Below are 25,123 nucleotides of genomic sequence, written 5' to 3' on the forward strand. Positions count from 1 at the left end.
ATGCCAGTCATGTCTTATATACAAGCTGTTACTACTGCTTTAAGAGAAGAAATGCAACGTGATGAAAAGGTTTTTGTATTAGGGGAAGACGTTGGGAAAAAAGGTGGCGTTTTTAAGGCTACAGAAGGATTATATGATGAGTTCGGTGAATACCGTGTTCTAGATACACCACTAGCAGAATCCGCTATTGCCGGTGTCGGTATCGGTGCAGCAATGTACGGAATGCGCCCAGTTGCTGAGATGCAGTTTGCAGATTTTATCATGCCTGCGGTTAACCAAATTATTTCAGAAGCAGCCAGAATTCGTTATCGTTCAAATAATGATTGGAACTGTCCAATTGTCATTCGAGCACCCTATGGCGGTGGAGTTCATGGTGCTTTATATCATTCACAATCGGTTGAGGCTGTTTTTGCTAACCAACCTGGATTAAAAATCGTGATGCCTTCCACACCTTATGATGTAAAAGGTTTATTAAAAGCAGCAATTAGGGATAATGACCCAGTATTATTCTTTGAGCATAAACGTGCTTATCGTTTACTAAAAGGTGAAGTGCCAGAAGATGATTATGTATTACCAATAGGTAAAGCGGATGTGAAACGTGAAGGATCCGATATTACCATCATTACATACGGATTATGTGTTCACTTTGCCTTACAAGCTGCTGAAAAGTTAGCAGAAGAAGGTATTGATGCCCATATTTTAGATTTACGTACAATCTATCCATTGGATAAGGAAGCCATTATTGAAGCTGCCAAAAAGACTGGAAAGGTTCTATTAGTCACAGAGGACAATAAAGAAGGTAGTATTATTGGGGAAGTTGCAGCAATCATTGCAGAAAATTGTTTGTTTGACCTAGATGCTCCTATTCAAAGACTTGCTGGACCTGATGTACCTGCCATGCCATATGCACCTACAATGGAAAAATTCTTTATGATGAATCCTGATAAAATCGAAAAAGCAATTCGTGAATTAGCTGAATTTTAACTAGGAGGGAAAACGATGGCACTGGAAAAAATTACGATGCCCCAATTAGGGGAGAGTGTTACAGAAGGAACCATAAGCTCTTGGCTTGTTAAAGAAGGAGATCATATTAACAAGTATGATCCTATTGCTGAGGTCATGACAGATAAAGTCAATGCAGAGGTGCCTTCTTCCTTTACTGGAACAATCAAAGAAATCGTTACAGGTGAGGGAGAAACGGTCGCTGTTGGAGAACTAATTTGCTATATCGAAACAGAAGCTGGTGCAGCTAATGAATCCAATGAAGCTGAGAAGGACGTAACGAAGGAAGCCTCTACCTCGACAACGGAGGTCGCTTTAGACCAATCTATGAAAAAACGTTATTCTCCAGCTGTACTCCGTATGGCACAAGAGAACAATATAGATTTAGAGCTCGTGACAGGAACTGGTCGTGGTGGAAGAATCACGCGTAAAGATATCGAAAAGATTATCGCTACAGGTGATATTCCTAGTGCACCAGTGAGCGAATCGGTGAATACACAAGCTCCAAAAGAAAAAGAGGAAGCACAACCGCAATCCACTGCTTCTGTTCCACCTGTCTCACAACCTACTAGCCAGGTTGGGGATATTGAAATCCCTGTAACAGGAGTACGTAAGGTCATTGCGCAAAATATGGTACGCTCCAAAACGGAAATACCACATGCCTGGATGATGGTGGAAGTAGATGTTACCGATCTAGTTAGTTACCGAAATAAAATTAAATCTGAATTCAAACAAAATGAGGGTTATAATTTAACTTACTTTGCATTCTTTGTAAAAGCGGTCGCACAAGGCTTGAAAAAATTCCCACAGTTAAACAGTACATGGGCAGGGGATAAAATCATTCAACGTAAGGATATAAATCTATCAATCGCGGTTGCGAAAGATCAAGAGTTATTTGTACCAGTTATTAAGCATGCGGATGAAAAGAGTATAAAAGGGATAGCAAGAGAAATAAATGAATTAGCTCAAAAGGCGCGTACCAATAAACTAACTGCTGGTGACATGAAAGGTGGTACATTTACAGTTAACAATACTGGTTCCTTTGGCTCTGTACAGTCTATGGGAGTAATTAATCATCCCCAGGCTGCCATTTTACAAGTTGAATCGATTGTGAAAAAACCGGTTATCATTAATAACATGTTTGCTGCTCGAGATATGGTAAATCTATGTTTATCACTGGATCACCGAATTTTAGATGGATTGATTTGTGGTCAATTTTTAGCCTATGTAAAAGAAACACTGGAAAATATGAATGAAAATACCGTTCAAGTGTATTAGATCAAGTTTTATAAATTGAATTTTAGTTGCAAAATTGATAACCTATATGTTAGGAAAGAAGAAACTTAACATAAAGGGGTGGCTTGTATGGATTTTAATTTATTTATGAATGATATCGTTGATGCTGCACGTAAAGATATAACAGAAGCAGGATATGAGGAGCTAAGAACACCTGAAGATGTAGATGCTGCACTGAATCGTGAGGGTACAACACTTGTCATGATTAACTCAACCTGTGGTTGTGCTGGTGGTGTAGCTCGTCCAGCTGCTGCTAATGCGATTCATTATGATAAACGTCCTGATCATTTAGTAACAGTGTTTGCTGGACAAGATCGTGAAGCTACAGAGAAAGCTCGTACATATTTCGAAGGCTATCCGCCTTCATCACCTTCTTTTGCATTTTTGAAAGATGGAAAAATTGTAACGATGCTTGAGCGTCATGACATTGAAGGCCACAGTGCAATGGAAGTAATGACGAAGCTTCAAGAGATGTTTGACAAACATTGTGAAGAAGTATAAGAAAGAACCAAATAAGGCTGTCCTATACCATAAGGTCAGTCTTATTTCTTGTTAAAAGGAGAAAAATGGGTGAAAATCGGGTATAGAACTATTAAAACAGCAATAGGCACACCTATCTCAATCGTTATAGCACAAGCGTTAGGACTGACCAATTTCACTTCAGCTGGGATACTAACGATTTTGACAATTAAGCCCTCACGTAAACAGTCCGTTATTAGTGCGTGGCATCGATTATTAGCCTGTATTGTTGCAAGTATACTTTCGTATTTGTTTTTTGAGTTTATTGGCTATCATCCGGTTGTTTTAGGATTGATGCTTATGGTATTTATTCCGGTTACAGTATGGTTAAAAGTTACTCCAGGGATTATAACCAGTTCCGTCATTATCCTCAATCTTTATAGTACTAACGGTATTCCCGTTTCACTATTGCTTCAACAATTTATTATCATCTTGGTAGGGATAGGAACAGGTCTATTAATAAACTTATATATGCCTGGATACGACCAAAAATTAAAGCAAATTCAAATGAAATTGGAGCATAACTTTCGGATGGTACTAACCGAAATCGCTCTATATTTAAGGAATAATAATACTGTATGGGATGGCAAAGAAATAAGACAATCAGAGGAATTACTCGAACAAGCGACTCGATTAGTTGAAATTGATAGGGAAAATCACTTGTTACGATCCCAGCATACTTATTATGACTATTTTTACATGCGTAATAAGCAATTAGATTTACTTAGAAGGATGCTTCCTTTAGTGACAAAACTACCGAATCGCGATGAAATATCATTAAAAATTGCAGATTTCTTCGAGGGATTAGCTGATTCTGTTCATCCTGAGAATACGGCCATTGTATTTCTCGAGCAATTGAAGGAATTACGTGATGAGTTTCATAACGAGGATTTACCAACAACGCAAGAGGAATTTGAAACACGGGCAAATTTATTTCGATTATTACATGAAATTGAGGGTTACCTTATCATCAAGAAGCGATATAAAGATAGTGATGTAAGCTTATGGAGGAAACCAAAAGTAGCAAAATAAAAAAGACTGTGATTACTTGAATCTGTAATCCAGTCTTACCATTCCTTTATAAACCAACAAACACAGCTAAACCATAAGTTATTGTAGAAACAACCATGGCAATAATCATAATATATACTGCTAGCTTCATACGACGTTCGCGTTTGGATTTTCGTTTTGGTACAGGTTTGGTAGTTTGGTTTGCAGACATTTGTTAGCCCTCCTTCAATCCATATGCTCTACTTATTTTAACGTTAAAATAGTAATAGGACAAGTAATAAATTCAATCCTATTTTTTTAGTATAAATTATCTTAATATTTTCCTTATTTGAACAGATGGGAAGATTCGAGTTTAACAGAATGGGGGAACAAGTATGAATATCGATGAAAAAGAGGTTCAAAAGAAGTGGAAAGATTCGGTTGCAGAAATATTAAAGCGCTTTCCTGAACGGAAGGAAACTTTTTTAACTAGTTCAGTTATTGAAGTAGAAAGGCTGTACTACCCATCAGAAGTAGATAGTACATATATGGATAAGCTAGGTTTTCCAGGGGAATACCCGTATACACGTGGAATACAACCGACTATGTATCGAAGTAAATATTGGACGATGCGTCAATATGCTGGTTTCGGATCGGCAAAAGAAACAAATAAGCGCTTCCGATATTTATTGGAACAAGGGCAGACTGGATTATCTGTAGCTTTCGATCTCCCAACACAAATTGGTTATGATTCAGACGATCCGATGGCTGAAGGGGAAGTAGGAAAGGTTGGAGTGGCAATTGATACCCTTTATGATATGGAAGACCTACTCGAGAAAATACCTTTAGATCAAGTTAGTACGTCGATGACGATTAATGCTCCTGCATCCATTTTGCTCTGTATGTATATTGCTGTTGGAGAAAAACAAGGTGTTCCTATGGAAAAATTAACAGGGACAATTCAAAATGATATTTTAAAAGAATATATTGCTCGTGGAACGTATATATTTCCTCCAAAGCCGTCCATGAGATTGATAACCAATATCTTTGAATACTGCCAGAAGTTTGTTCCAAAATTTAATACGATTAGTATCTCGGGCTATCACATTCGAGAAGCGGGATCTACAGCAGTTCAAGAGGCGGCCTTTACGATTGCTAATGGAATGGCTTATGTAGATGCAGCTATCGAGTCAGGGATGGATGTGGATTCATTCGCTCCTAGACTAGCATTCTTTTTTAACGCCCATAATAATTTCTTTGAAGAGATTGCGAAATTCCGTGCAGCTAGAAGAGTGTGGGCTAAAATTATGAAAGAGCATTATCAAGCAAAAAATCCGAAGAGTTGGAAGCTCCGTTTTCATACCCAAACAGGTGGTTCTACTTTAACTGCCCAGCAGCCGGATAATAATATAGTTCGTGTAACTCTGCAAGCATTGGCAGCAGTTCTTGGTGGTACACAAAGTTTACATACAAACTCTCGTGATGAGGCTCTTGCTCTGCCAACAGAGGAATCGGCACGGATAGCTTTACGAACACAACAAATCATTGCCCATGAAAGTGGCGTTGCAGACACGATTGATCCGTTAGGTGGCTCATATTACTTGGAGGCATTGACAGATAAAATAGAAGCAGAGGTAGAAATTTACTTGAAGCGAATTAACGAGCTTGGCGGAGCAGTATCTGCTGTAGAGGAAGGCTATATGCAACGAGAAATTCATCGGACAGCTTATGAAACACAAAGAAAAATTGAAAAGGATGAGGAAATAATTGTTGGGTTAAACAAATTTACAATCGAGGAAGAGGTTAATCCAGAATTATTAAAGGTAGATGAAGAATTAGAACGGGAGCAGAAGGCTAAGCTCCAGTCGATAAAGGAAAAACGTGATAGTGAAATGGTAGAAAGTACATTAAAACAACTGAAATGGGCAGCAAGTCAAGCCGATGAGAATTTAATGCCATATATATTAAATGCCGTAAAAGCTTATGCGTCTGTTGGAGAAATATGTAATGTACTCCGTCAAGAGTTTGGAGAATACGGTAGCATCTAATACAAAAGGGGAGGAGAACATAGTATGGCAAAGATAAGAGTATTAATAGCAAAACCTGGTCTTGATGGACATGATCGAGGTGCATTAATAATCGCTCAAGGGTTAAGAGATCATGGAATGGAAGTAATCTATACTGGCTTAAGACAATCACCAGCTCAAATAGCCAAAGCGGCAATTCAGGAAGATGTTGATGTAGTAGGATTATCTTCCTTATCAGGTGCACATCGTACCCTTTTTCCAAAAGTAATTGAGGAATTAAAAGCGTTAGGTGCTGAAGATATTCCAGTAATTGGTGGCGGTGTCATTCCTTCAGAGGATATTCCATTCCTTAAAGAAAAAGGGGTAAAGGAAATTTTTACAAGTGGTTCTACGATTGAAGCGTTAGCAGATTATATTAATCAACTAGTAGGAGTACAGGAAGGTAGTATTTCTAACAGAATATCCCATATTGGTATTGCCGTTAAATCAATCAATCAGGTGCTACCATTTTATACGAAGACATTAGGGTTAGAACTAGAGGGAGTGGAAGAGGTAGCGTCTGAGGGAGTAAAAGTAGCCTTCCTTAAAATTGGGGAGAGTCGTTTTGAATTACTAGAACCTTTAGAGGATTCCTCTGCTATTCATAAATTTATTGAAAAAAAAGGAGAAGGCATCCATCATATAGCCTTAGATGTTGATGATATTCAGGCAAGGATTAACAGCTTGTCTAAGAATGGTGTTCAATTAATTAATGCAGAACCGAAACAAGGCAGTCATCAATCACAAATCGCTTTCTTACATCCTAAATCAGCACATGGCGTACTGTTTGAACTATGTGAAGAAGCAGGGGGAGAAGAAGCATGATGGATATGTTTGATCGGATTAATGAGCTCTATGATAAACGGAGAATGGCAGAATTAGGTGGTGGGGATGAACGGATTGAAAAGCAGCATGCTAAAGGGAAATGGACTGCTAGGGAACGAATTGATTACTTATTAGATGACGGGAGTTTCGTTGAATTAAATACGTTTATTGAATCTCGTGGAACCGATTTTGAAATGAATGGGTCCAGTGGAATGGGGGACGGTGTTATCACTGGGTATGGAAAAATCGATGGCCGTCCAGTCTATTTATTTGCACAAGATTTTACTCTCTATGGTGGGGCTTTAGGTGAAATGCATGGAAAGAAAATCGCTGTCGTTATGGATCTTGCGGCAAAGAATGGTGTCCCATTTATTGGATTAAATGACTCTGGTGGTGCTAGAATTCAAGAGGGGGTATCCTCACTAGATGGGTATGGTCAAGTATTTTACCGTAATGCCATTTATTCCGGCTATATACCGCAGATTTCCGTTATTATGGGACCAAGTGCAGGTGGAGCGGTATATTCACCAGCTATAACGGATTTTGTGATAATGGTCGAGAAGACCTCACAAATGTTTATTACGGGGCCTAAAGTTATTGAAACGGTAACAGGAGAAAAAATTTCCTCTGAAGATTTAGGTGGAGCACATATTCATAATAGTAAAAGTGGCAATGCCCATTTCCAAGCAGAAAATGAGACAGATGCATTAAATCATGTGAAGAAATTGCTATCGTATTTACCGAACAATAATAACGATAAACCACCAGTAAGGACCGTAACAGAAGATGCCCTACAAAATTATCGACCAGGATTAGTTGATATTGTTCCATTTGATTCTACACGACCATATGATATAAAACGAGTTATTGAACAAGTAGTGGATGAGGATAGCTTTTATGAAATTCATGCAGAATTTGCTAAAAATATTGTAGTAGGTTTTGCGAGAGTACATGGTCAAACAGTTGGATTAGTTTGTAATCAACCGAAACATTTGGCAGGTGGACTCGATATTGATTCAAGTGATAAAGCAGCACGATTTATTCGCTTTTGTGATTGTTTTAATATCCCAATTATTACATTTGAAGATGTGACAGGTTTCTTTCCTGGCATAAAACAGGAACATGGTGGTATCATACGACATGGAGCTAAAATCTTATATGCATATTCTGAAGCTACAGTACCTAAGCTAACTGTTATTGTAAGAAAAGCTTATGGTGGTGCCTATGTAGCATTGAATAGTAAATCAATTGGTGCAGATTTAGTTTATGCATGGCCAAATGCAGAAATTGCAGTTATGGGACCAGAAGGTGCAGCAAATATTATCTTTGCTAAAGAGATTGCGGCAAGTACAGACCCTGAAAAAACACGTCAAGAAAAGATTAATACATATCGAGAAAAGTTCGCAAATCCATATATTGCGGCAAAGCTAGGCATGGTCGATGATGTTATCGACCCTAGGGAAACTCGGATAAAGCTTATTCAAGGGTTAGAAATGTTACAATATAAAAAAGAGGATCGCCCAAGCAAAAAACATGGGAATATTCCTCTTTAATTTTAGGGGGTTAACAACATGGTCAATAAGGACAGATTAGTTAGTGAATTTATGGAGCTAGTTCAAGTAGATTCAGAGACAGGCTTTGAAGCTGAAATTGCAGAGGTTTTGAAAAAGAAGTTTAGCGAACTAGGGTTGGAAGTACTAGAAGACGAGGCAAAAGAAAAGACAGGTCATGGTGCGAATAACCTTATTTGTACATTAAAAGGGAATAAGGATGGGGTTGACCCGATTTATTTCACTTCCCATATGGATACCGTAGTACCGGGTAAAGGTATTAAACCATCTATTCAGGATGGATATATTGTATCAGACGGTACAACGATTCTTGGTTCAGACGATAAAGCGGGACTTAGTGCCATGCTTGAAGCGATTCGTGTACTAAAAGAGAACAATATCCAACATGGTGATGTGCAATTTGTGATTACGGTGGGAGAAGAGTCTGGATTAGTCGGTGCCAAAGCACTAGATCCATCCATGATTCATGCGAAGTTTGGATATGCATTAGATAGTAATGGAAAAGTTGGGGATATTATCGTTGCTGCGCCAACGCAAGCAAAAATTAATACCATTATTAAAGGCAAAACAGCCCATGCTGGTGTTGCACCGGAAAAAGGAGTTTCTGCTATTACCATTGCTGCTAAAGCTATTGCTAAAATGCCATTAGGAAGAATTGATGAAGAAACGACAGCAAATATTGGTCGATTTGAAGGCGGAAAGCAAACAAACATCGTAGTGGATCATGTGGAAATCCTAGCAGAAGCGCGTTCCCTAGTGCCGGAAAAAATGGAAGCTCAAGTGAAGGCCATGAAGGAAGCTTATGAAACAACCGCTAAAGAAATGGGCGGAGAAGCAATTGTGGATATTAAGGTAATGTATCCCGGATTCAAACAACAGGCTGGAGATGAAGTTGTTGAAGTTGCTAGAAAGGCAGCCGCATCGATTGGTAGAGAAAGTCAGCTACTGAAGAGCGGTGGTGGAAGTGATGCGAACGTTATTGCAGGATTTGGCATCCCGACTGTCAATTTAGCAGTAGGATATGAAGAAATTCATACGACAAATGAGCGTATACCAGTTGAGGAATTAGTAAAAGTAACGGAATTAGTAGCTGCAATCATTGAAGAAGTTGCTAATTAATTCATCTTATATTTTTCCATGAACATTAAAGATACCTTTATTGGCATCTTTAATGTTTTTTTCTTTAAATCCAATTAACCCTTTCTACTAGTATAAAGGGCTTTTTTGTTTTTGTGATATAATAAAAGTAGAAACAACCGTTCGGAAAGGTGTAAAGTGATATGAAAGCGAATAAGGCACGGATTATTTTTCATTTGGACATGAATAGCTTTTATGCTTCGGTGGAGACGGCCTATCATCCAGCATATAAAGGAAAACCATTAGCAGTAGCTGGAAATCCAGAGGAGCGAAAAGGGATTATTATTACAAGCAATTATGAAGCTAGGGCTAAAGGGGTTAAGACAACGATGCCAATTTGGCAAGCAAGAAAATTATGCCCGGAATTAATTATCCTCCGCCCTAATTTTGAACGGTATCGCTACGCCTCAAGTGAAATATTTAAAATACTAAATTCTATAACGCCTTTTGTAGAACCCGTATCAATTGATGAAGGGTATATGGATGTAACGGACGCCACATCACCTTCTAATACGCTACAATTAGCTGAGGAATTACAGCACAAAATAAAAAGAGAGCTCGATCTGCCGTGTAGTATTGGTATTGCTCCGAATAAATTCTTAGCAAAAATGGCATCGGATATGAAGAAGCCAATGGGAATTACAATCCTAAGAAAACGAGATATTCCTATGATGCTATGGCCATTACCAGTCGCTGAAATGTATGGAGTAGGGAAAAAGACAGCGGAAAAATTAAACACAATGGATATTCATACCATTGGTGACTTGGCTGAAGCGGATGTTTATCAATTGAAACAGTTATTGGGTATTAATGGTGAACGGTTAAAGAATCGTGCGAATGGTATTGACTTGAGGCCAGTCGATCCGGATGCAGTAAATGAATTTAAAAGTATTGGTAGCTCCGAGACATTGCCGGTGGATACAACCGATGCTAACGAAATCCGAAGCTTACTAACGGCACTGGCCCAAAATGTAGAGAGTAGAATGAAACGGAAGCATGCAGCAGGTCGATCTGTCCAGTTAACCATTCGCTATCATGACCGAAGTACTATTACTAGAAGTAAAAAGCTTCCGAATTATATTGAAAAGAAGGAGGATATTTTAAAGGTAGCTTTTGAACTTTTTGACCTTCATTGGAATTTAGAACCAATTCGCTTACTTGGCGTAACTGTTCAGGATATAGAAGAAAAACAAAATATTGCTCAACAATTGGATTTGTTTACGTATAAGAAGGATGCTGAAAAAGAAAAGCTGTACGATGCTATCGATAAATTAACACAAAAGTTTGGTAAAAACCCCTTTGTTGAGGTGAAGGAGGAAGTGAATCAACAACCTAAAACTAGCTTTCAAAAAGACTTTCTGGATGATTATAGAAAATAAACGTTATACTGCATTTATATTAATAGCTAGGTAGATGGGAGGAAAAATAAGATGGAAATTTTTGATGAATGTTTAAGACGCATCGATAATTTGGAACATCGAGCAAGAATGGAGGAAGTTTTGAATTGGGTGATCAAGACATTTCCCAATTTAATGCCAGTAGTGAAGTGGAATCAACCTATGTTTACTGATCATGGCACCTATATTATTGGTTTTAGTGCGGCTAAACACCATCTAGCAGTTGCACCGGAAAGAGCAGGGATGATTCACTTTGCAAATGAAATAGAGGAGGCAGGCTTAGAGCATACGAAGGAACTGGTACGCTTCAAGTGGGATAATCCGTTTGACTATGTTTTACTTGAGAAAATGATTACATTTAATATATTGGATAAAGCCGACTGTACTACTTTTTGGCGTAAATAGAAGTAGTATTTGCGTAAATACCGGATAGTGGGGTCGATTTAATTGAAGAAGAATGTTACAGGAAGGAAGTTAAGCCATGGATTTAAAAACAGTAATGGAAGAATTAGAATCACTTGGTACGGAGCGAACGAAAAAAAGATACCTAAGTAATGGCGCACATGAACCATTATTTGGTGTAGCGACTGGTGCAATGAAACCAATTGCTAGAAAAATTAAGAAGAATCAAAAATTGGCAGAGGAATTATATGTAACCGGAAACTATGATGCTATGTATTTTGCTGGTATTATCGCAGACCCACACGTGATGACGGAGGAAGACTTTAATCGTTGGATGGAAAGTGCATATTTTTATATGATTTCCGATTATGTTGTAGCTGTAACGTTATCTGAAACGGATATTGCTCAAGAAGTAGCTGATAAATGGATTGCTAGTGGTGAGGAGCTTAAGATGTCAGCAGGCTGGAGCTGTTATTGTTGGTTATTAGGTAGTCGCCCAGATGATGAATTTAATTCGGACAAGCTTTCCAGTATGTTGGATCAAGTGATGAAGACAATTCATGAAGCACCAGAACGTACGAAGTCTTCCATGAATAATTTTATCTATACCGTTGCAATTTCGTATGTGCCCCTTCACGAGAAGGCAGTTGAAGTGGCAAAGAGAATTGGGCCAGTCGAAATGAAAAAGGACAACAAGAAAAGTACTATCTTACATGCTTCCGAAAAGATTCAGAAGGATTTAGACAGAGGTTCACTAGGTTTTAAGCGTAAATATGTAAGATGCTAGTCCATACTTGATATAGAAGAAGGGGTTGGCAGATAACTAATAGAATTAAATGTAAAACCGAATGATACACGATACTAGCTACGGAAATATACGTAGACTCCTGCAGCAGGATAGGGCAAGGTTGAGAACCCGAAGTGCTTAGCACGAGGAGGCTCACCAGCGCCCAGCGGTAAAGAAGACACTGCGAGGTTCTTTCGAGCAGATGTCGCCACTGTGCTGGAAGCAACCGCAAGTATATTTCCGGAGCGTGGTCGTTGCTCATCATTCGGTTTTTTATTTGAGATAAATTCTTTTGTCTAAAGCCTCTTCTTTAACATTCACTGAGGATATAAAAACGATTACTCGGTTACTTTAATATTTTCTTAATTAATGAAAATGCAAGCTTACCGCCAGGATAACGAAGTGGTATATCCATTTTAGTAGTTTGTTTCAAGATACTTTTTTGATGAGAAAACGTATCAAAACTATATTTCCCATGATAGCTACCAATACCACTGCTGCCAACTCCACCAAAAGGCAGGTTAGGATTTGCTAGATGATATAATGTATCGTTAATACAACCTCCGCCAAATGATAAACTTGTCATCACTTTTTCTTGATTACTCTCTTTTTCACCAAAGTAATAAAGTGCTAAAGGTTTTTCCCGACGCTTTAAATCGGCGATCGCATCATCTAATGTTTCAAACGTAAGAATCGGTAGTATTGGGCCAAAAATCTCATCCTGCATGACAGGATCTTCCCAAGTGATCTGATCTAATATGGTTGGCTCAATCTTTAATTGCTCATTGTCTGTATTCCCACCATAGGCTATTATGCCATTTGAAAGGTAGGCTGACAAGCGATGGAAGTGTTTTTCATTAACAATTCGAACATAATCTTTATTCGTTAGTGCATCTTTATTATATAGCTTCTTTATTTGCTTTTTCATTTCTTTGATAAGCTTATCCTTCATTTTACTGTGAACATAAATATAATCAGGAGCAACACAAGTTTGTCCGGCATTTAAAAATTTTCCCCATACAATTCGCTTAGCCGTTATCGATATATTGGCATCTCTATCTACAATAACAGGGCTTTTCCCACCAAGTTCTAATGTTACCGGAGTTAAATATTCACTAGCTTTACGCATGACGACTTTGCCTACAGGAGTACTGCCAGTAAAGAATATATAATCAAAGCGTTGATTTAATAACGCTTCACTAGTTTCTTTTGCACCTTCTACTACTGTTAAAAAGCTAGGATCAAATGTTTCTTTGACCATTTTAGCGAGTAAAGATGAAGTGGATGGACTATATTCTGACGGTTTAATAATAACTGTATTTCCTGCAGCAATTGCTCCGATAGCAGGTGCAATCGCCAAATGTAACGGATAGTTCCAAGGGGAGATAACTAAAGTAACTCCATATGGTTCTTTGCGAATATAGCTTTTCGTTCCTTTATGGGTCAGAGGGGCGTCCACTGGTTCATCTTTCATCCACTCTTTTAAGTTTTTTTCCAGATGTTTTATTTCGTTATATAAAAAACCAAGCTCTGTTGTAAAGGTTTCGAAAGTTGATTTATTTAAATCCTGCTTTAAAGCTTGGTAAATATTCTTTTCGTACTTTTCTAGCTTATAACGTAATTTTCGTAGTTGATCGATTCGAAAGCGATAATCTAGTGTATGTTCATTTAAGAAAAAGTTACGTTGGTTTTCAACCAATTGTTGGATGTTCATCAAATACCACTCCTTCTAATGGGATGGAACAGATAATTTGAAAAAGTCATGTGCTATTTCCGTATTTGGAAATATTGCTCGTGCTTCATCAAGTAGTTGATCCAAATCCAGTTTTTGGTATCTGGAGGATACATGTGTTAGGACTAATTTTTTTACCTTACCAGCTTTAGCGAGATCCGCTGCTTGGGCAGTGGTAGAGTGGTAATAGTTATGTGCTAACTCATAGCTTTCTTTGTCGAAGGTTGCTTCATGTACTAATAAATCTGCTGCTTGAACAAAGTCCTGATTTAATTCAGTTGATCTTGTATCCCCAAGAATGACAATATGTCTTCCGGGTTTGTCAGGTCCGATATAGTCTTTTCTGTGTATCATCCGACCATCCTCTAGTGTAGTCGTTTCGTTCTCTTTAATAAGACTATAAACTGGACCGGGGTTTATACCAGCAGATTTAAGCTTTTCTACTTGAAGTTCTCCTGGCTTATTCATTTCTTCTATTCTAAATCCATAGCTTGGTATACCATGGTCTAATTTCTTACAGGATACGATAAACCCTTCTTCTTCTAATATTTTACCTTCACGTAATTCTACGAAAGAAAGTGGATAGGTTAGATGAGATCCACTTAGTTCCAAGCTAGTTCGTACATATTCTTCAATGCCTTTTGGCCCATAAATAGTTAATTCATCTTCTCCACCTTGAAAGGACCTGGAACTCAGGAAGCCTGGTAATCCAAATATATGATCCCCGTGCAAATGGGTAATAAATATTTTATTTACTTTTCTCGGTTTAATGGAAGTGTGTAGAATTTGGTGTTGGGTCGCTTCACCACAATCAAACAACCAAATACTATTTGCTTCTTGAAGTAACATTAATGCGATGGCCGTCACATTTCGCTCCTTGGAGGGTACACCAGCTCCTGTACCTAAAAATAATAACTCCATGAATTTGGCCTCCTTATTTCCAACCTCGTGCATATTGCTTCGGCGCTTCTAGTTCGTAGTTAAGTTCATATGCAGCTTCTTTAGCCCAATATGGGTTATTCAGTAGGGATCTACCAATGAAAATAAGGTCTGCTCGATTATTTTGGAGAATTTCTTCTGCTTGAATACCTGTCGTAATGAGACCAACTGCTCCAGTTGGAATTCCAACCGTATGTTTAATTGTTTCACACCGTTTTATTTGATAGCCAGGGTATGGATTAATTTTTGCAGGTACAACACCACCTGAGCTACAATCAATTAAGTCAATTCCTAATTCTTTTAATTGCGTTGCATAATACAAGAAATCCTCTAATGTATTTCCCTCCTGGTGATATTCATCTGTAGAAATACGGACAAATATTGGACCAGTGAATTCCTTAGATACTGCCTCTACCACCTCTTGAAGGAAACGGAAACGATTTTCTTTACTACCACCATACTCATCTGTTCGCTTATTGGCTAATGGTGAGAGAAATTCATTGATTAGATATCCGTGAGCTGCATGGATTTCCACCATATCGAATTCGGCTTCTTTTGCTCTTCTTGCTGCTTCTGCAAAAGCTGCTATAATTCTGTTAATGCCTTGGTGATCCAATTCAGATGGCTCTTGGTATCTGTCATTGAAGCGAAGTGGAGATGGTGCGTAACTAATCTCTTCATCCTCTGCTTTACGTCCAGCATGTGCTAGTTGAATTCCTGCCTTAGAGCCGTAACGATGTAATTCGTGAACGAGCTCTCTTAAACCACTAACATGCGCATCATCCCAAATTCCGAGATCCTTCGCTGTAATTCTCCCAGCAGGTTCTACAGCACTAGCCTCTAACATGATTAATCCAGTTTGACCGACTGCTCGAGAAATGTAATGTGTGAGATGGAAAGGTGTTAGTTTGCCATCCTCGTTTTCACAGGAGTACATGCACATCGGAGACATAACGATTCTATTTTTTAATGTCATATTTTTATATGTAATAGGTGTAAATAATTTAGTCATGAATAAAACCTCCATTTATAATTGTTTCTTATATTGGAATACTTTTCTAAACATAAGTGCTTTGTATGGGACATCGGTAAAGATACCGTCACACCCTTGTTCAAAACAGTGCATCATATGCGAGTATTTGTTTACGGTATATACACGAACCGGCATATTCTGTTCCTGAGCTTGGCTAATTAGTAATGGATGTACTAAACGATATTTAATATGTAGTGCATTGGCACCTAATGCTTTAGCATATTCGACTAGGTTTGCATTTCGCTTTGAGGTAAGGAATGCTATTTCCACTTCATCCTGATAGCTAGCTAGTCGTTTTACACTATTCGGATTGAATGTTGATAAAGTTGTCCGTTCCAATAAACGATGTTCCTTTAACTGGTTATAGACTATTTGTTCCAAATTACTATAGTCAATTTTGTTATTTTTCAATTCAATATTGACGTATAAGTTCTTTGGTTTAATCCATGTAAGGAAGTCTTCTAAGCGAATAATTCTAGCTCCTCGAAAATCGGGGGAGAACCATGAACCAGCGTCAAATGTAGATAGTTCTTCAAAAGTGAAATCTTTTACATAACCATTACTATTAGTCGTTCGTCTTACGGTCTCATCATGAATTAATACTGGAATATTATCTTTTGTTAATTGTACATCTGTTTCGATTCCTTCTGCACCTAAATTGTATGCAAGCTCAAATGCATACATGGTGTTTTCTGGCGCAAGCTTACTTGCACCTCGGTGGGCAATTATTTTAGTCGTCACATTCCATCACCTCTAATTTGATTTTGTTTTAAATGAAAGGTAAAGTCAACCAATAAACAAATTGTGGGATTGGATTCCAATATACAATCTTAATTTAGATAAGTGACTTCTTTCCTGTTTAGCTGTAAAATAAACATAAAGGAATGAACGACTATTCAGTACATAGAGTTTACTAGAGTGAAGGGGCTTTGAATATGAAAGTAGCAAAAAAATCAATCCAACAAATGACCGTTCCAACTCCTTTTGCAGTTGGGGATACACATGTTTATTTATTAAAGGGTGACACACTCTCTTTAGTTGATGCTGGTGTCCGGACAGAAGCAGCATGGAACGCTTTAGTTGAACAGCTGAAAGAAATTGGCTATAAGCCTAACGATATTGAACAAATTATTTTAACACATCATCATCCTGACCATACTGGTTTAATAGACCGCTTTGATCGGGTAACGAATATTGTTGGAGACAAGAATGTGGAACCATGGCTATCCCATGATGATGATTATTTTAGTCGTTTTGAAGCATTTTATTATGAATATTTTGATGCAAATGGGGTGCCAAGCCGTTTTCGTTCTCATATCGATAAGCTACGAAAACAATTAGTTTGGGCAGGAAAAGGGATCTTAACAACAGTAATCGAGGAAGGGGATTTGTTACCGGGTTATCCAGAGTTTCGTGTGGTTGAGACAAAAGGGCATGCACAAAGTCATCTTTCCTTTCTACGTGATGATGGTACCTTTATTGGCGGTGATCATCTGCTACATCATATTAGCCCTAATCCAATAATGGAACCACCATCAGAAGGTGAAACAGAACGTTCTAAGCCACTATTACAGTATCGAGATAATTTAGAGAAATGCTTAAGTCTAGATATTAACGTAGTATTGCCTGGGCATGGTAAGATTTTTACCGACGTAGAAGAAGTAGTCTCCCGTGTCTATGCTAAACAAGAGAATCGTGCTAATAAAGTACTCAGTCTATTAAAAGAATATTCTAAGACAGCTTTTCAGCTCTGTGAGCAACTATTTCCGAGACAATTTGAATCACAAATTGATTTAACGATGTCTGAGACAATTGGTCAATTGGATTACCTAGAGAATCGGGGATTAGTAACAACAACAATGGAAGACGGGGTTATCATTTATCATGCAAACTAGCCTTCAAGGAAAAAAGATTGTCGTGACAGGAGCATCAAGTGGAATTGGTGAAATGCTTGTTAGGAAAATAGCTGCTAGCGGTGGAACACCTATTATGCTAGCTCGTTCGTTGGATAAGTTACGACAACTTCAAGAACAAATAAAAGAAGAATACCAGGTGAAAGGGTATTATTATAAGGTTGACTTAACTAATCTAGAGGAAGTGGATGAGGTAGTTGTTCAAGTGATGAGAGAACATGAAACGATAGATGCACTCATCAATAATGCTGGGGTAGGTCTGTTTCAATATGTGGATGAAACGAAATGGCAAGATATTGAGCTAATGTTTCAAGTAAACGTGCTTGCTGTCATTCGAATGACTAAGCTATTTCTTCCGCATTTTAAGGCTAATAATGCCGGTCATATCGTGAATATTGCATCACAAGCTGGAAAAATATCCACACCTAAATCAGCTGTATATGCGTCTACCAAGCATGCTATAATCGGTTTTACTAATGCATTAAGACAGGAAATTGTCGCACACAATATAGCGGTTACAGCAGTTAACCTTGGTCCAGTTCGAACGAATTTCTTCTCTTTAGCAGATCCGGAGGGGAGTTATCAAGAAAATGTAAATAAGTATATGTTAGAGCCGGAAAAAGTTGCGATGAAGATCACCCAACATCTATTCACAAGTAAACGAGAAATTAATATGCCACTCTGGATGGATCTAGGTAGTAGATTTTATCAGGTTTTTCCTGGTATTATGGAAAAAGTACTAAAAAAACAGTTTAATAAAAAATAGGACAATAGAGGAGAAATAAATGAAACTTACGATTACAGAGAATGCCCAACATAAGCTTAATGAACTAAATATAAATAACATGACATATATCTTATTACGTTATGATACAGAAGGCTTGGGCTGTGGCGTGAATGGTATGCCTACGTTTCGGTTCTTGTCGCAGAAAGAAGAAACACATCAGGACGTAGAAAACGATACCTTTCCTACCATTATAAACAGCATGCAGGCAGTCTTTTTTGCTGAAGAGATGAAACTAGATTATGTAAATGGAACTTTTCGATTATCTAGTCCAGAAGGTATTTTGAATCCGTTTATTTCTACAACAAGTGTTGTAAATTAAATAAGTATGTATTCCAATCGTGCCGTAATCCTTTCTTGGATTGCTTGCACGATTTTTTCTTATCTACACAACTAAAATAAAATGCTAGTCTATTTTTTCTGATAGTTTCTATAAGTGTACTGCTAAATTATGGTAATATATACATATCGCTAATCGAATAAATATACATCGATTACGTATCACTCATAGGAATACGTATAACGTTAGTTTTAAATTGAGCTCGGGTTACACAGGAGGGAAAACGTATGACTTACAATGATCAAGTCAAAACCATTACAACGAAACGACTTCTGCTAAGGTTGTTCCAAGAATCTGATGCGGATACTGTTGCTAAATTATGTAATAATTACGAGATCTACAAGAACACGATGTATCTACCTTTTCCCTATGAAAGGGATCATGCCTTAGTTTGGATGGAGCGTCATTTAGAAAATTTTCTAGCTGATAAAGCTTATGAATTTGCTATAACAGACCGGAAGACAGGAGAATTATTCGGTGCAATCGCCTTATCGAATAGTCCTAGCTTTCATCATGGTGAGCTAGCTTATTGGATAGGGGAAGAATATTGGGGAAATGGCTATGCTACAGAGGCAGCAGAAGCCATGATAGAATTCGCCTTTAAAGAGAAGCAACTTCATAAAGTATTTGCCCGCTTCTTCAGTACGAATCCAGCTTCAGGTAGAGTGATGGAAAAGATAGGTATGGAAAAAGAGGGCATGTTAAAGGAGCATGTAAGAAAAGAAAATCGATATGTTGATTTAGTCTATTATGGCATTATAAATAAGTAAACCGAACGTAATGAAAACTGACGAATGAAAGTCATAAAGTGTAGTGAAATAGACTCCTAGAGCCAAAGGTTTTAATGGAGAAGGGACCAGCCATATCAATCTAATCCGACTCACAAGTTGATAATTGGTCTATTACTGGTAGTTTTGGTTAAAGTGGTCATAAAGTACAAAAACGAACTACTTTTAGAAATCCTCGTAAAAGGATTATACAAAGTAAGTTCGTTTTTTTACTAAGAAGCTTTGGTTTCCTATATTAAACAATCATCTATGGTTGTCATACGTATTGCTTCTCGTAATCGTTTTAAGCTTTTGATAAACATCCTCATCAAGAGGGTTAGCTGACTGGATTGTTAAATTTTCCTCTACTTGTTGTATGGAGCTAGCACCAAATACGGCAGTTGATACTGCAGGATGTTTTAACACATAACGTAATGCAAGATCATTTAGATTTTCTGAGATAGCGCTTAGTTCTTGATAGATGTTTTGTAACTCGTCTTGTGTATAATCTAAATATCCCTTTTCTCCTTTATTGGTGATCACTGTTTTCGCTTGATTACTTAACATCCCTTTAGCAAGTGGCCCTCTTGCTAACACGCTAATGTTATGCTCGTATAGCAAATCTAACGTTTCTTCTTCTGGTCTTCTGTCTAAAAGACTGTATTGTGTCATGACACCATCGATGGAAGATTTTTGGACATATTCTCTAATCACATTTGGTCGAATGGAGGAGATTCCATATGCGCGAATCAGTCCCTCTTGCTTCAATTGTTCAAACGCTTCGATTGTTTCATCAATTGGATCATCTAATGTCCCACCGTGAAGCATATAGAAATCAATATAGTCTGTTTTAAGGCGACGTAAGCTTTCTTTGACCTCTCTCAGTATGTAGGCTTTCGATGGGTCCCAGTACCAACCATCCTGACCAGGAGTGTAACGGTTGCCTACCTTTGTTGTAACAATTAATTTGTCGCGCTTATGTTTAATTGCTTCCCCAACTATCTCTTCATTCAATCCAAAGTCATATAAGTCAGAGGTATCAAGGTGGTTGATCCCGTTGTCTAAGGCATAGTCAATAATAGCTTTTGCTTTCGTTCTATCGGTACCAAGTGACATACATCCAAGTGTCAATGCTGATATTTCAATGTCTGATTTTCCTAATTTATTTTTCTTCATAGTACTCCCTCCTGTCTTTATCATATTTCAAATGAAAGGCAAATGCCAAGTTCTAAAGCTTTGATTATTAACTTGCAAGAATCCTTATGCTAAAATGGAATCATTATGATTAAAGGATGAACGTAATGAAGAAATTTGAAGAAAAGACGATAAATTCGAAAACAATCTATGATGGAAAAGTTGTGAAATTACAAGTTGATGATGTACGATTACCAAATGGCCAACAAGCTAAGAGAGAATTAATTAAGCATCCAGGTGCTGTATCAGTTATACCGATTACAAAGGATAATAAAATTGTTCTTGTTGAACAATATCGTAAGCCATTAGAAAAATCGATAATTGAAATCCCTGCTGGGAAACTTGAGCCTGGTGAAGTGCCAGAAATAACTGCAATGCGAGAATTAGAAGAGGAAACAGGCTACACTACAAGTCATCTAACAAAAGTAACCTCCTTCTATACTTCGCCAGGATTTGCTAATGAACTAATGCATATTTATCTAGCTAAAGATTTAGAGAAATTAACAGTACCTAAAGCTTTAGATGAAGATGAGTTTGTAGAAGTTCTAGAGGTTACACTGGAGGAAGCGAAAAAGTTAGTAGAAGAACAACGAATCCATGATGCAAAAACGAATTATGCCATACTTTACCTAGATACTCAGGAGTTGTTATAACATGTTACCATCCTATTTTGCCGATATGCACATTCATATTGGAAGAGATATTTTTAATAAGCCAGTTAAAATTACGGCTTCCAAGAATTTAACCATAACGAATATATTAAAAGAGGCTAGTCGGAACAAAGGGATTCAGTTAATTGGTGTAATTGATTGCCAATCACCTAATGTACAGTTGGAATTAAAAAAGCTGATAGACCAAGAGCTAGCATACGAACTTAATGATGGTGGAATCCGTTTTGAGGAAGTCACATTACTCCTTGGTTCCGAAATAGAAGTATATGACGAGAATTGTCGAGGTCCAATTCATGTTCTTTGCTTTCTACCAAGCTTAGTAGAAATGGAGAAGTTTTCGGAATGGCTCATAACGAAAATGAAGAATATTACGTTAAGCTCGCAGCGCTACTATGGTTCAGCTAAGGATTTGCAATACAAAGTAAAAGAATTGTCAGGAATTTTTATACCAGCACATGTATTCACACCTTATAAAAGCTTATATGGTAAAGGGGTTAAACAATCGCTAAACGAAGTCTTTGACCCAGACTTAATAGATGGAATTGAATTAGGTCTTAGTTCGGATACGTATATGGCAGATCAAATCAAAGAACTCCATTCCTATACCTATTTGACCAATTCTGATGCGCATTCATTAGCGAAAATTGGTAGGGAATATCAGGAAATTCAAATGAGTGAACCGTCTTTTAAAGAATTTAATTATGCCTTACACCAGGTTAAAGGACGAAAGATTATCCGTAATTTCGGAATGAATCCAAAGCTCGGTAAATACCATAAGACTGTTTGTGATCAATGTCTCCATTACTTGGATTCGGATTCGACTGTGTGCCCAGAGTGTGGTTCAAGAAAGATTGTGAAAGGGGTAGCAGATCGAATAGGCGAGTTAAGAGATCATACTGGTGAAGTAGAGCTACGTCCACCATATATGTATCAAGTACCACTAGAATATCTACCGAAGCTAGGGCCGAAAACATATAAAAAATTATTAGAACATTTTCAAACGGAAATGAATATTATCCATCATGTTCCTTATGAAACCTTACTAGAAGTAGTTCCAGAACATATTGCACAGTCTATTATTCAAATGAGAGAAGGAAAACTAGCTATCATTGCTGGTGGTGGAGGAAAATATGGTAGTGTTGCCGAGAGCTGATGCTACAGTTTAGTTGAATGATAAAAGATATTATTGTAAAGATAGATTTGATAGGAATGTTTAACAGGAATCCCTCATAACTTTTAATATAGACAAGAAAGTGAATGGAGGATTCCTATGATAAAACGAACACTAGCAATGGATCATCTAAAAACACATGCGACCATTTATATCTTTATGATTATATTATTTTTAACCGGTATAATATTTGGGGCAATTGTTGTTAATAGTATGGGGTTTGAGCAGAGAACAGATCTTTTCTTTTATGTAGAACGTTTTTTTGGTTACTTAACGAATGAGAATACAATTGCTAATAATGATATATTCAAGGAAAGTTATGTATATCATGCGAGATATTTATTTCTTCTATTTATACTAGGCTTATCAGTAATTGGCTTGCCAATTGTATGGATTCTAATATTTTTAAAAGGATTGGTAGTTGGATTTTCAGTAGGATTTATTGTTAATCAGCTTGGGTTAAAGGGCTTTTTACTAGCTACATTTTCTATTGCACCTCAAAATATTTTGGTTATACCCATTTATATCATTGCTGGAAGTCTTTCTATGATATTCACATTGGGATTATTGAATAAATTATTCGCTAGAAAGGTGTCCTTCTCACAACCAGTTTTACATCCATTCATAAAATATGCTTCTGTATTTGCTATATTACTGATATTATCTGTTATTCCAGCACTGATTGAAGCCTATGTTGCAAATGAAGCCATGGTATCCTATATTAAATCTCTATATGCCACAGAATAGTTAGAAACAAATAAACTTTGACACCCTTTATACGTGTGCATATAATTAAAGGTGGATATGAGGGAGGAGATCGCCATGGAACATCGTATTGATCGTATAAAGAAACAACTTCATGCACAGAGCTATAAGCTGACTCCACAACGCGAAGCCACCGTAAGAGTACTACTTGAACGGGAAGCGGACCATTTGAGTGCTGAGGATATATATTTATTAGTTAAAGAAAAAGCACCTGAAATCGGCTTGGCTACCGTATATCGTACATTGGAATTATTATCGGAATTGAAAATCATTGATAAAATTAATTTTGGCGATGGCGTCTCCAGATACGATCTACGAAAAGAAGGAGCCGAGCATTTTCATCATCACTTAGTATGTATTGAGTGTGGTTCGGTAGAGGAAATAATGGAAGATTTATTAGGTGATGTTGAGAAAATAGTAGAAAAAGAGTGGGGTTTTCAAGTACAGGATCATCGATTGACCTTTCATGGCCTGTGTAAAGTATGTCAAAAAGCTACTGTCAAGTCTGCTTCTAAGTCTACTTCATGATAGGAATGCCTTTTCAATAGGAGAAGGCATTATTTAATTTTAATCGTCATTTTTTCGTGTTACTATATAAATAGGTTCATCATATGAATTTATGGGACTAGTTTTCTAGTTAGTATGTATAAAGTATATCTTTTTGGCATATCTTTTATTATTAGTATTTATTAAAGGAGAATGCCATATGAAGAGGATGGTATGGGATACGGTTAAGGTATTTATTATCTTCGTTGCTTGTACATGCTTATTTTATTTTGGTTTGCAAGTCATGCATTCCGAATATGAACAGTTTCATCGATATGAGACTCCAGAAGGTCCATCTGTTAAAGTATTCCAAAATGAACAAAGCTTTATTGATCGTTTAAATATCTTTTTTCGATTAGGGGAGTAGAGAATGCTAAATCATGCCTATAATGATTTTTTTCATTATCTGCAAATTGAACGAGGATTATCTGATAATACGTTAAAATCCTATAAACGAGATTTAAGTAGATATATGAAAGATATGAGTATAGGGAAACATAGTACATGGAATGAGATTACAAGAACGGATATTGTTGGATTTCTTTATAAACTAAGGGATGAAGGGAAATCATCTGCAACGATTGCGCGAACTATTTCTGCCATTCGTCAGTTTCACCATTTTTTATTGCGTGAGGAAATTGTTAATCATGACGCAACATTACATATTGAAACACCTAAGAAAGAAAGAAAACTTCCGGATGTTCTTTCCATAGAAGAAGTAGACAAGCTCCTTGATATTAAAGGGAATACTCCTTTAGATATTCGAAATAAGGCTATGCTTGAATTCATTTATGCTACCGGCTTACGTGTAAGTGAACTAGTATCACTAAAAACAGACGATTTACATTTAACGATGGGCTTTGTCCGATGCTTCGGTAAAGGAGCAAAGGAGAGAATTGTACCATTAGGTGATATGGCACAGCAATCGATAGAAAATTATCTAAAATATGCTCGCTCTAATCTATTAAAAAAGAATAGAGATGAGAGTGTTTTATTTTTAAATCAGCATGGTAGACCAATGACGCGACAGGGATTTTGGAAAATACTTAAAAAGCTAGCAAAAGATGCAAATATCACGAAGGATATAACACCACATACGTTAAGACATTCCTTTGCTACGCATCTATTAGAAAATGGTGCTGATTTGCGTGCGGTACAGGAGATGCTTGGGCACTCTGATATCTCGACAACACAAATTTATACCCATGTAACGAAAACAAGATTAAAAGACATGTATAAATCGTTTCACCCTCGAGCATAGGACTGCCTTTTTACG

27 protein-coding genes are annotated in these 25,123 nt (G+C 37.3%); 21 read left to right on the forward strand and 6 right to left on the reverse strand.

Annotated features, from left to right (window positions below; translation table 11 throughout):
• The 4 genes from ACSKT4_RS10945 to ACSKT4_RS10960 all read left to right on the forward strand — a co-directional run bounded on the left by ACSKT4_RS10945 (window position 1) and on the right by ACSKT4_RS10960 (window position 3,849).
• The gene (locus ACSKT4_RS10945) at window positions 1-984 is read left to right on the forward strand and encodes an alpha-ketoacid dehydrogenase subunit beta (protein ID WP_186869862.1); all 984 of its coding nucleotides are present in this window, start codon (window positions 1-3) and stop codon (window positions 982-984) included.
• Between the two features lie 15 nt (window positions 985-999).
• On the forward strand, window positions 1,000-2,280 hold the full coding sequence (locus ACSKT4_RS10950) for a dihydrolipoamide acetyltransferase family protein (RefSeq protein WP_186869861.1): 1,281 nt from the start codon (window positions 1,000-1,002) through the stop codon (window positions 2,278-2,280).
• Between the two features lie 87 nt (window positions 2,281-2,367).
• The gene (locus tag ACSKT4_RS10955) at window positions 2,368-2,799 is read left to right on the forward strand and encodes a BrxA/BrxB family bacilliredoxin (RefSeq protein ID WP_186869860.1); all 432 of its coding nucleotides are present in this window, start codon (window positions 2,368-2,370) and stop codon (window positions 2,797-2,799) included.
• A gap of 69 nt (window positions 2,800-2,868) precedes the next feature.
• The gene (locus tag ACSKT4_RS10960) at window positions 2,869-3,849 is read left to right on the forward strand and encodes an aromatic acid exporter family protein (protein WP_186869859.1); all 981 of its coding nucleotides are present in this window, start codon (window positions 2,869-2,871) and stop codon (window positions 3,847-3,849) included.
• A 46-nt stretch (window positions 3,850-3,895) separates the two neighbouring features.
• On the opposite strand, the gene prli42 is transcribed toward ACSKT4_RS10960, so the two are convergent.
• Window positions 3,896-4,039: a stressosome-associated protein Prli42 gene (prli42, locus tag ACSKT4_RS10965; protein ID WP_186869858.1), complete on the reverse strand. Its 144-nt coding sequence runs from the start codon at window positions 4,037-4,039 to the stop codon at window positions 3,896-3,898.
• A gap of 163 nt (window positions 4,040-4,202) precedes the next feature.
• Between prli42 and ACSKT4_RS10970 the strand changes: the two genes are divergently transcribed.
• From ACSKT4_RS10970 to ACSKT4_RS11000, 7 genes are all read left to right on the forward strand, one after another.
• Entirely contained in the window at window positions 4,203-5,855 is a 1,653-nt protein-coding gene (locus ACSKT4_RS10970; protein ID WP_186869857.1) for an acyl-CoA mutase large subunit family protein, read from the forward strand.
• 24 nt (window positions 5,856-5,879) lie between these two features.
• Complete coding sequence (mce, locus tag ACSKT4_RS10975) at window positions 5,880-6,698, forward strand: methylmalonyl-CoA epimerase (protein WP_186869856.1); 819 nt, start codon at window positions 5,880-5,882, stop codon at window positions 6,696-6,698.
• Window positions 6,698-8,251, forward strand: coding sequence for an acyl-CoA carboxylase subunit beta (locus ACSKT4_RS10980; RefSeq protein ID WP_186869964.1), 1,554 nt, complete (start codon window positions 6,698-6,700; stop codon window positions 8,249-8,251). Before mce ends, ACSKT4_RS10980 begins: the two co-directional genes overlap by 1 nt.
• Window positions 8,252-8,269: 18 nt before the next feature.
• A complete protein-coding gene (locus ACSKT4_RS10985) occupies window positions 8,270-9,388 on the forward strand; it encodes a M20/M25/M40 family metallo-hydrolase (protein WP_186869855.1) in 1,119 nt (372 codons plus the stop codon).
• A gap of 161 nt (window positions 9,389-9,549) precedes the next feature.
• Entirely contained in the window at window positions 9,550-10,785 is a 1,236-nt protein-coding gene (locus tag ACSKT4_RS10990) for a DNA polymerase IV (RefSeq protein WP_186869854.1), read from the forward strand.
• Window positions 10,786-10,836: 51 nt separating this feature from the next.
• Window positions 10,837-11,208, forward strand: coding sequence for an iron chaperone (locus tag ACSKT4_RS10995; RefSeq protein WP_186869853.1), 372 nt, complete (start codon window positions 10,837-10,839; stop codon window positions 11,206-11,208).
• A 76-nt stretch (window positions 11,209-11,284) separates the two neighbouring features.
• The gene (locus tag ACSKT4_RS11000) at window positions 11,285-11,992 is read left to right on the forward strand and encodes a DNA alkylation repair protein (RefSeq protein WP_186869852.1); all 708 of its coding nucleotides are present in this window, start codon (window positions 11,285-11,287) and stop codon (window positions 11,990-11,992) included.
• A 346-nt stretch (window positions 11,993-12,338) separates the two neighbouring features.
• Here ACSKT4_RS11000 and ACSKT4_RS11005 read toward each other — a convergent pair whose 3' ends face one another.
• The 4 genes from ACSKT4_RS11005 to ACSKT4_RS11020 are packed head-to-tail and all read right to left on the reverse strand — an operon-like array spanning window position 12,339 to window position 16,437.
• Window positions 12,339-13,706 (reverse strand): aldehyde dehydrogenase, encoded by a 1,368-nt coding sequence (locus ACSKT4_RS11005; protein WP_186869851.1) that lies wholly within the window; start codon window positions 13,704-13,706, stop codon window positions 12,339-12,341.
• A 15-nt stretch (window positions 13,707-13,721) separates the two neighbouring features.
• Window positions 13,722-14,645, reverse strand: a complete 924-nt coding sequence (gene rnz, locus ACSKT4_RS11010) for a ribonuclease Z (protein ID WP_186869850.1) — start codon at window positions 14,643-14,645, stop codon at window positions 13,722-13,724.
• A gap of 13 nt (window positions 14,646-14,658) precedes the next feature.
• A complete protein-coding gene (namA, locus tag ACSKT4_RS11015) occupies window positions 14,659-15,675 on the reverse strand; it encodes an NADPH dehydrogenase NamA (RefSeq protein WP_186869849.1) in 1,017 nt (338 codons plus the stop codon).
• A gap of 15 nt (window positions 15,676-15,690) precedes the next feature.
• The gene (locus ACSKT4_RS11020) at window positions 15,691-16,437 is read right to left on the reverse strand and encodes a glycerophosphodiester phosphodiesterase (RefSeq protein WP_186869848.1); all 747 of its coding nucleotides are present in this window, start codon (window positions 16,435-16,437) and stop codon (window positions 15,691-15,693) included.
• A 194-nt stretch (window positions 16,438-16,631) separates the two neighbouring features.
• Here ACSKT4_RS11020 and ACSKT4_RS11025 point away from each other — a divergent pair, with 194 nt between their 5' ends.
• The 4 genes from ACSKT4_RS11025 to ACSKT4_RS11040 all read left to right on the forward strand — a co-directional run bounded on the left by ACSKT4_RS11025 (window position 16,632) and on the right by ACSKT4_RS11040 (window position 19,503).
• Window positions 16,632-17,591 (forward strand): MBL fold metallo-hydrolase, encoded by a 960-nt coding sequence (locus ACSKT4_RS11025; protein WP_186869847.1) that lies wholly within the window; start codon window positions 16,632-16,634, stop codon window positions 17,589-17,591.
• Window positions 17,581-18,375 carry an SDR family NAD(P)-dependent oxidoreductase gene (locus tag ACSKT4_RS11030; RefSeq protein WP_186869846.1) on the forward strand — a complete coding sequence of 265 codons (795 nt, stop codon included), beginning with the start codon at window positions 17,581-17,583 and terminating at the stop codon, window positions 18,373-18,375. The genes ACSKT4_RS11025 and ACSKT4_RS11030 overlap by 11 nt, the downstream gene beginning before the upstream one ends.
• A 19-nt stretch (window positions 18,376-18,394) precedes the next feature.
• Entirely contained in the window at window positions 18,395-18,715 is a 321-nt protein-coding gene (locus ACSKT4_RS11035) for an iron-sulfur cluster biosynthesis family protein (protein ID WP_186869845.1), read from the forward strand.
• A 245-nt stretch (window positions 18,716-18,960) separates the two neighbouring features.
• Window positions 18,961-19,503, forward strand: a complete 543-nt coding sequence (locus ACSKT4_RS11040; RefSeq protein WP_186869844.1) for a GNAT family N-acetyltransferase — start codon at window positions 18,961-18,963, stop codon at window positions 19,501-19,503.
• Between the two features lie 261 nt (window positions 19,504-19,764).
• Here the strand turns inward: ACSKT4_RS11040 and ACSKT4_RS11045 are convergent, their stop codons facing one another.
• Window positions 19,765-20,676, reverse strand: coding sequence for an aldo/keto reductase (locus ACSKT4_RS11045; protein ID WP_186869843.1), 912 nt, complete (start codon window positions 20,674-20,676; stop codon window positions 19,765-19,767).
• A gap of 125 nt (window positions 20,677-20,801) precedes the next feature.
• Here ACSKT4_RS11045 and ACSKT4_RS11050 point away from each other — a divergent pair, with 125 nt between their 5' ends.
• The 6 genes from ACSKT4_RS11050 to xerD all read left to right on the forward strand — a co-directional run bounded on the left by ACSKT4_RS11050 (window position 20,802) and on the right by xerD (window position 25,108).
• Window positions 20,802-21,347, forward strand: a complete 546-nt coding sequence (locus ACSKT4_RS11050; protein WP_186869842.1) for an NUDIX domain-containing protein — start codon at window positions 20,802-20,804, stop codon at window positions 21,345-21,347.
• Window position 21,348: 1 nt separating this feature from the next.
• The gene (locus ACSKT4_RS11055) at window positions 21,349-22,518 is read left to right on the forward strand and encodes an endonuclease Q family protein (protein ID WP_339214774.1); all 1,170 of its coding nucleotides are present in this window, start codon (window positions 21,349-21,351) and stop codon (window positions 22,516-22,518) included.
• 117 nt (window positions 22,519-22,635) lie between these two features.
• Complete coding sequence (spoIIM, locus tag ACSKT4_RS11060; RefSeq protein WP_339214776.1) at window positions 22,636-23,283, forward strand: stage II sporulation protein M; 648 nt, start codon at window positions 22,636-22,638, stop codon at window positions 23,281-23,283.
• A 75-nt stretch (window positions 23,284-23,358) separates the two neighbouring features.
• On the forward strand, window positions 23,359-23,829 hold the full coding sequence (fur, locus tag ACSKT4_RS11065) for a ferric iron uptake transcriptional regulator (RefSeq protein WP_186869839.1): 471 nt from the start codon (window positions 23,359-23,361) through the stop codon (window positions 23,827-23,829).
• A 178-nt stretch (window positions 23,830-24,007) separates the two neighbouring features.
• A complete protein-coding gene (locus tag ACSKT4_RS11070; RefSeq protein ID WP_343457019.1) occupies window positions 24,008-24,214 on the forward strand; it encodes a YqzK family protein in 207 nt (68 codons plus the stop codon).
• 3 nt (window positions 24,215-24,217) lie between these two features.
• Entirely contained in the window at window positions 24,218-25,108 is an 891-nt protein-coding gene (xerD, locus tag ACSKT4_RS11075) for a site-specific tyrosine recombinase XerD (protein WP_339214778.1), read from the forward strand.
• The last annotated feature ends 15 nt before the right edge of the window (window positions 25,109-25,123 follow it).

The sequence above is a fragment of the Ornithinibacillus liuyingii genome (genome assembly GCF_055550225.1).

What these genes read in the sequence shown, in the direction of transcription:
- spoIIM (WP_339214776.1), top strand. Translation starts at nt 22,636, where the DNA reads ATGATAAAACGAACACTAGCAATGGATCATCTAAAAACACATGCGACC.
- ACSKT4_RS11000 (WP_186869852.1), top strand. Translation starts at nt 11,285, where the DNA reads ATGGATTTAAAAACAGTAATGGAAGAATTAGAATCACTTGGTACGGAG.
- ACSKT4_RS10950 (WP_186869861.1), top strand. Translation starts at nt 1,000, where the DNA reads ATGGCACTGGAAAAAATTACGATGCCCCAATTAGGGGAGAGTGTTACA.
- ACSKT4_RS11070 (WP_343457019.1), top strand. Translation starts at nt 24,008, where the DNA reads ATGAAGAGGATGGTATGGGATACGGTTAAGGTATTTATTATCTTCGTT.
- fur (WP_186869839.1), top strand. Translation starts at nt 23,359, where the DNA reads ATGGAACATCGTATTGATCGTATAAAGAAACAACTTCATGCACAGAGC.
- ACSKT4_RS11055 (WP_339214774.1), top strand. Translation starts at nt 21,349, where the DNA reads ATGTTACCATCCTATTTTGCCGATATGCACATTCATATTGGAAGAGAT.
- ACSKT4_RS10990 (WP_186869854.1), top strand. Translation starts at nt 9,550, where the DNA reads ATGAAAGCGAATAAGGCACGGATTATTTTTCATTTGGACATGAATAGC.
- rnz (WP_186869850.1), bottom strand. Translation starts at nt 14,645, where the DNA reads ATGGAGTTATTATTTTTAGGTACAGGAGCTGGTGTACCCTCCAAGGAG.
- ACSKT4_RS10955 (WP_186869860.1), top strand. Translation starts at nt 2,368, where the DNA reads ATGGATTTTAATTTATTTATGAATGATATCGTTGATGCTGCACGTAAA.
- xerD (WP_339214778.1), top strand. Translation starts at nt 24,218, where the DNA reads ATGCTAAATCATGCCTATAATGATTTTTTTCATTATCTGCAAATTGAA.
- ACSKT4_RS10980 (WP_186869964.1), top strand. Translation starts at nt 6,698, where the DNA reads ATGGATATGTTTGATCGGATTAATGAGCTCTATGATAAACGGAGAATG.
- ACSKT4_RS11030 (WP_186869846.1), top strand. Translation starts at nt 17,581, where the DNA reads ATGCAAACTAGCCTTCAAGGAAAAAAGATTGTCGTGACAGGAGCATCA.
- ACSKT4_RS10985 (WP_186869855.1), top strand. Translation starts at nt 8,270, where the DNA reads ATGGTCAATAAGGACAGATTAGTTAGTGAATTTATGGAGCTAGTTCAA.
- ACSKT4_RS10995 (WP_186869853.1), top strand. Translation starts at nt 10,837, where the DNA reads ATGGAAATTTTTGATGAATGTTTAAGACGCATCGATAATTTGGAACAT.
- ACSKT4_RS11025 (WP_186869847.1), top strand. Translation starts at nt 16,632, where the DNA reads ATGAAAGTAGCAAAAAAATCAATCCAACAAATGACCGTTCCAACTCCT.
- prli42 (WP_186869858.1), bottom strand. Translation starts at nt 4,039, where the DNA reads ATGTCTGCAAACCAAACTACCAAACCTGTACCAAAACGAAAATCCAAA.
- mce (WP_186869856.1), top strand. Translation starts at nt 5,880, where the DNA reads ATGGCAAAGATAAGAGTATTAATAGCAAAACCTGGTCTTGATGGACAT.
- namA (WP_186869849.1), bottom strand. Translation starts at nt 15,675, where the DNA reads ATGACTAAATTATTTACACCTATTACATATAAAAATATGACATTAAAA.
- ACSKT4_RS11050 (WP_186869842.1), top strand. Translation starts at nt 20,802, where the DNA reads ATGAAGAAATTTGAAGAAAAGACGATAAATTCGAAAACAATCTATGAT.
- ACSKT4_RS10945 (WP_186869862.1), top strand. Translation starts at nt 1, where the DNA reads ATGCCAGTCATGTCTTATATACAAGCTGTTACTACTGCTTTAAGAGAA.
- ACSKT4_RS10970 (WP_186869857.1), top strand. Translation starts at nt 4,203, where the DNA reads ATGAATATCGATGAAAAAGAGGTTCAAAAGAAGTGGAAAGATTCGGTT.
- ACSKT4_RS11005 (WP_186869851.1), bottom strand. Translation starts at nt 13,706, where the DNA reads ATGAACATCCAACAATTGGTTGAAAACCAACGTAACTTTTTCTTAAAT.
- ACSKT4_RS11045 (WP_186869843.1), bottom strand. Translation starts at nt 20,676, where the DNA reads ATGAAGAAAAATAAATTAGGAAAATCAGACATTGAAATATCAGCATTG.
- ACSKT4_RS11040 (WP_186869844.1), top strand. Translation starts at nt 18,961, where the DNA reads ATGACTTACAATGATCAAGTCAAAACCATTACAACGAAACGACTTCTG.
- ACSKT4_RS11035 (WP_186869845.1), top strand. Translation starts at nt 18,395, where the DNA reads ATGAAACTTACGATTACAGAGAATGCCCAACATAAGCTTAATGAACTA.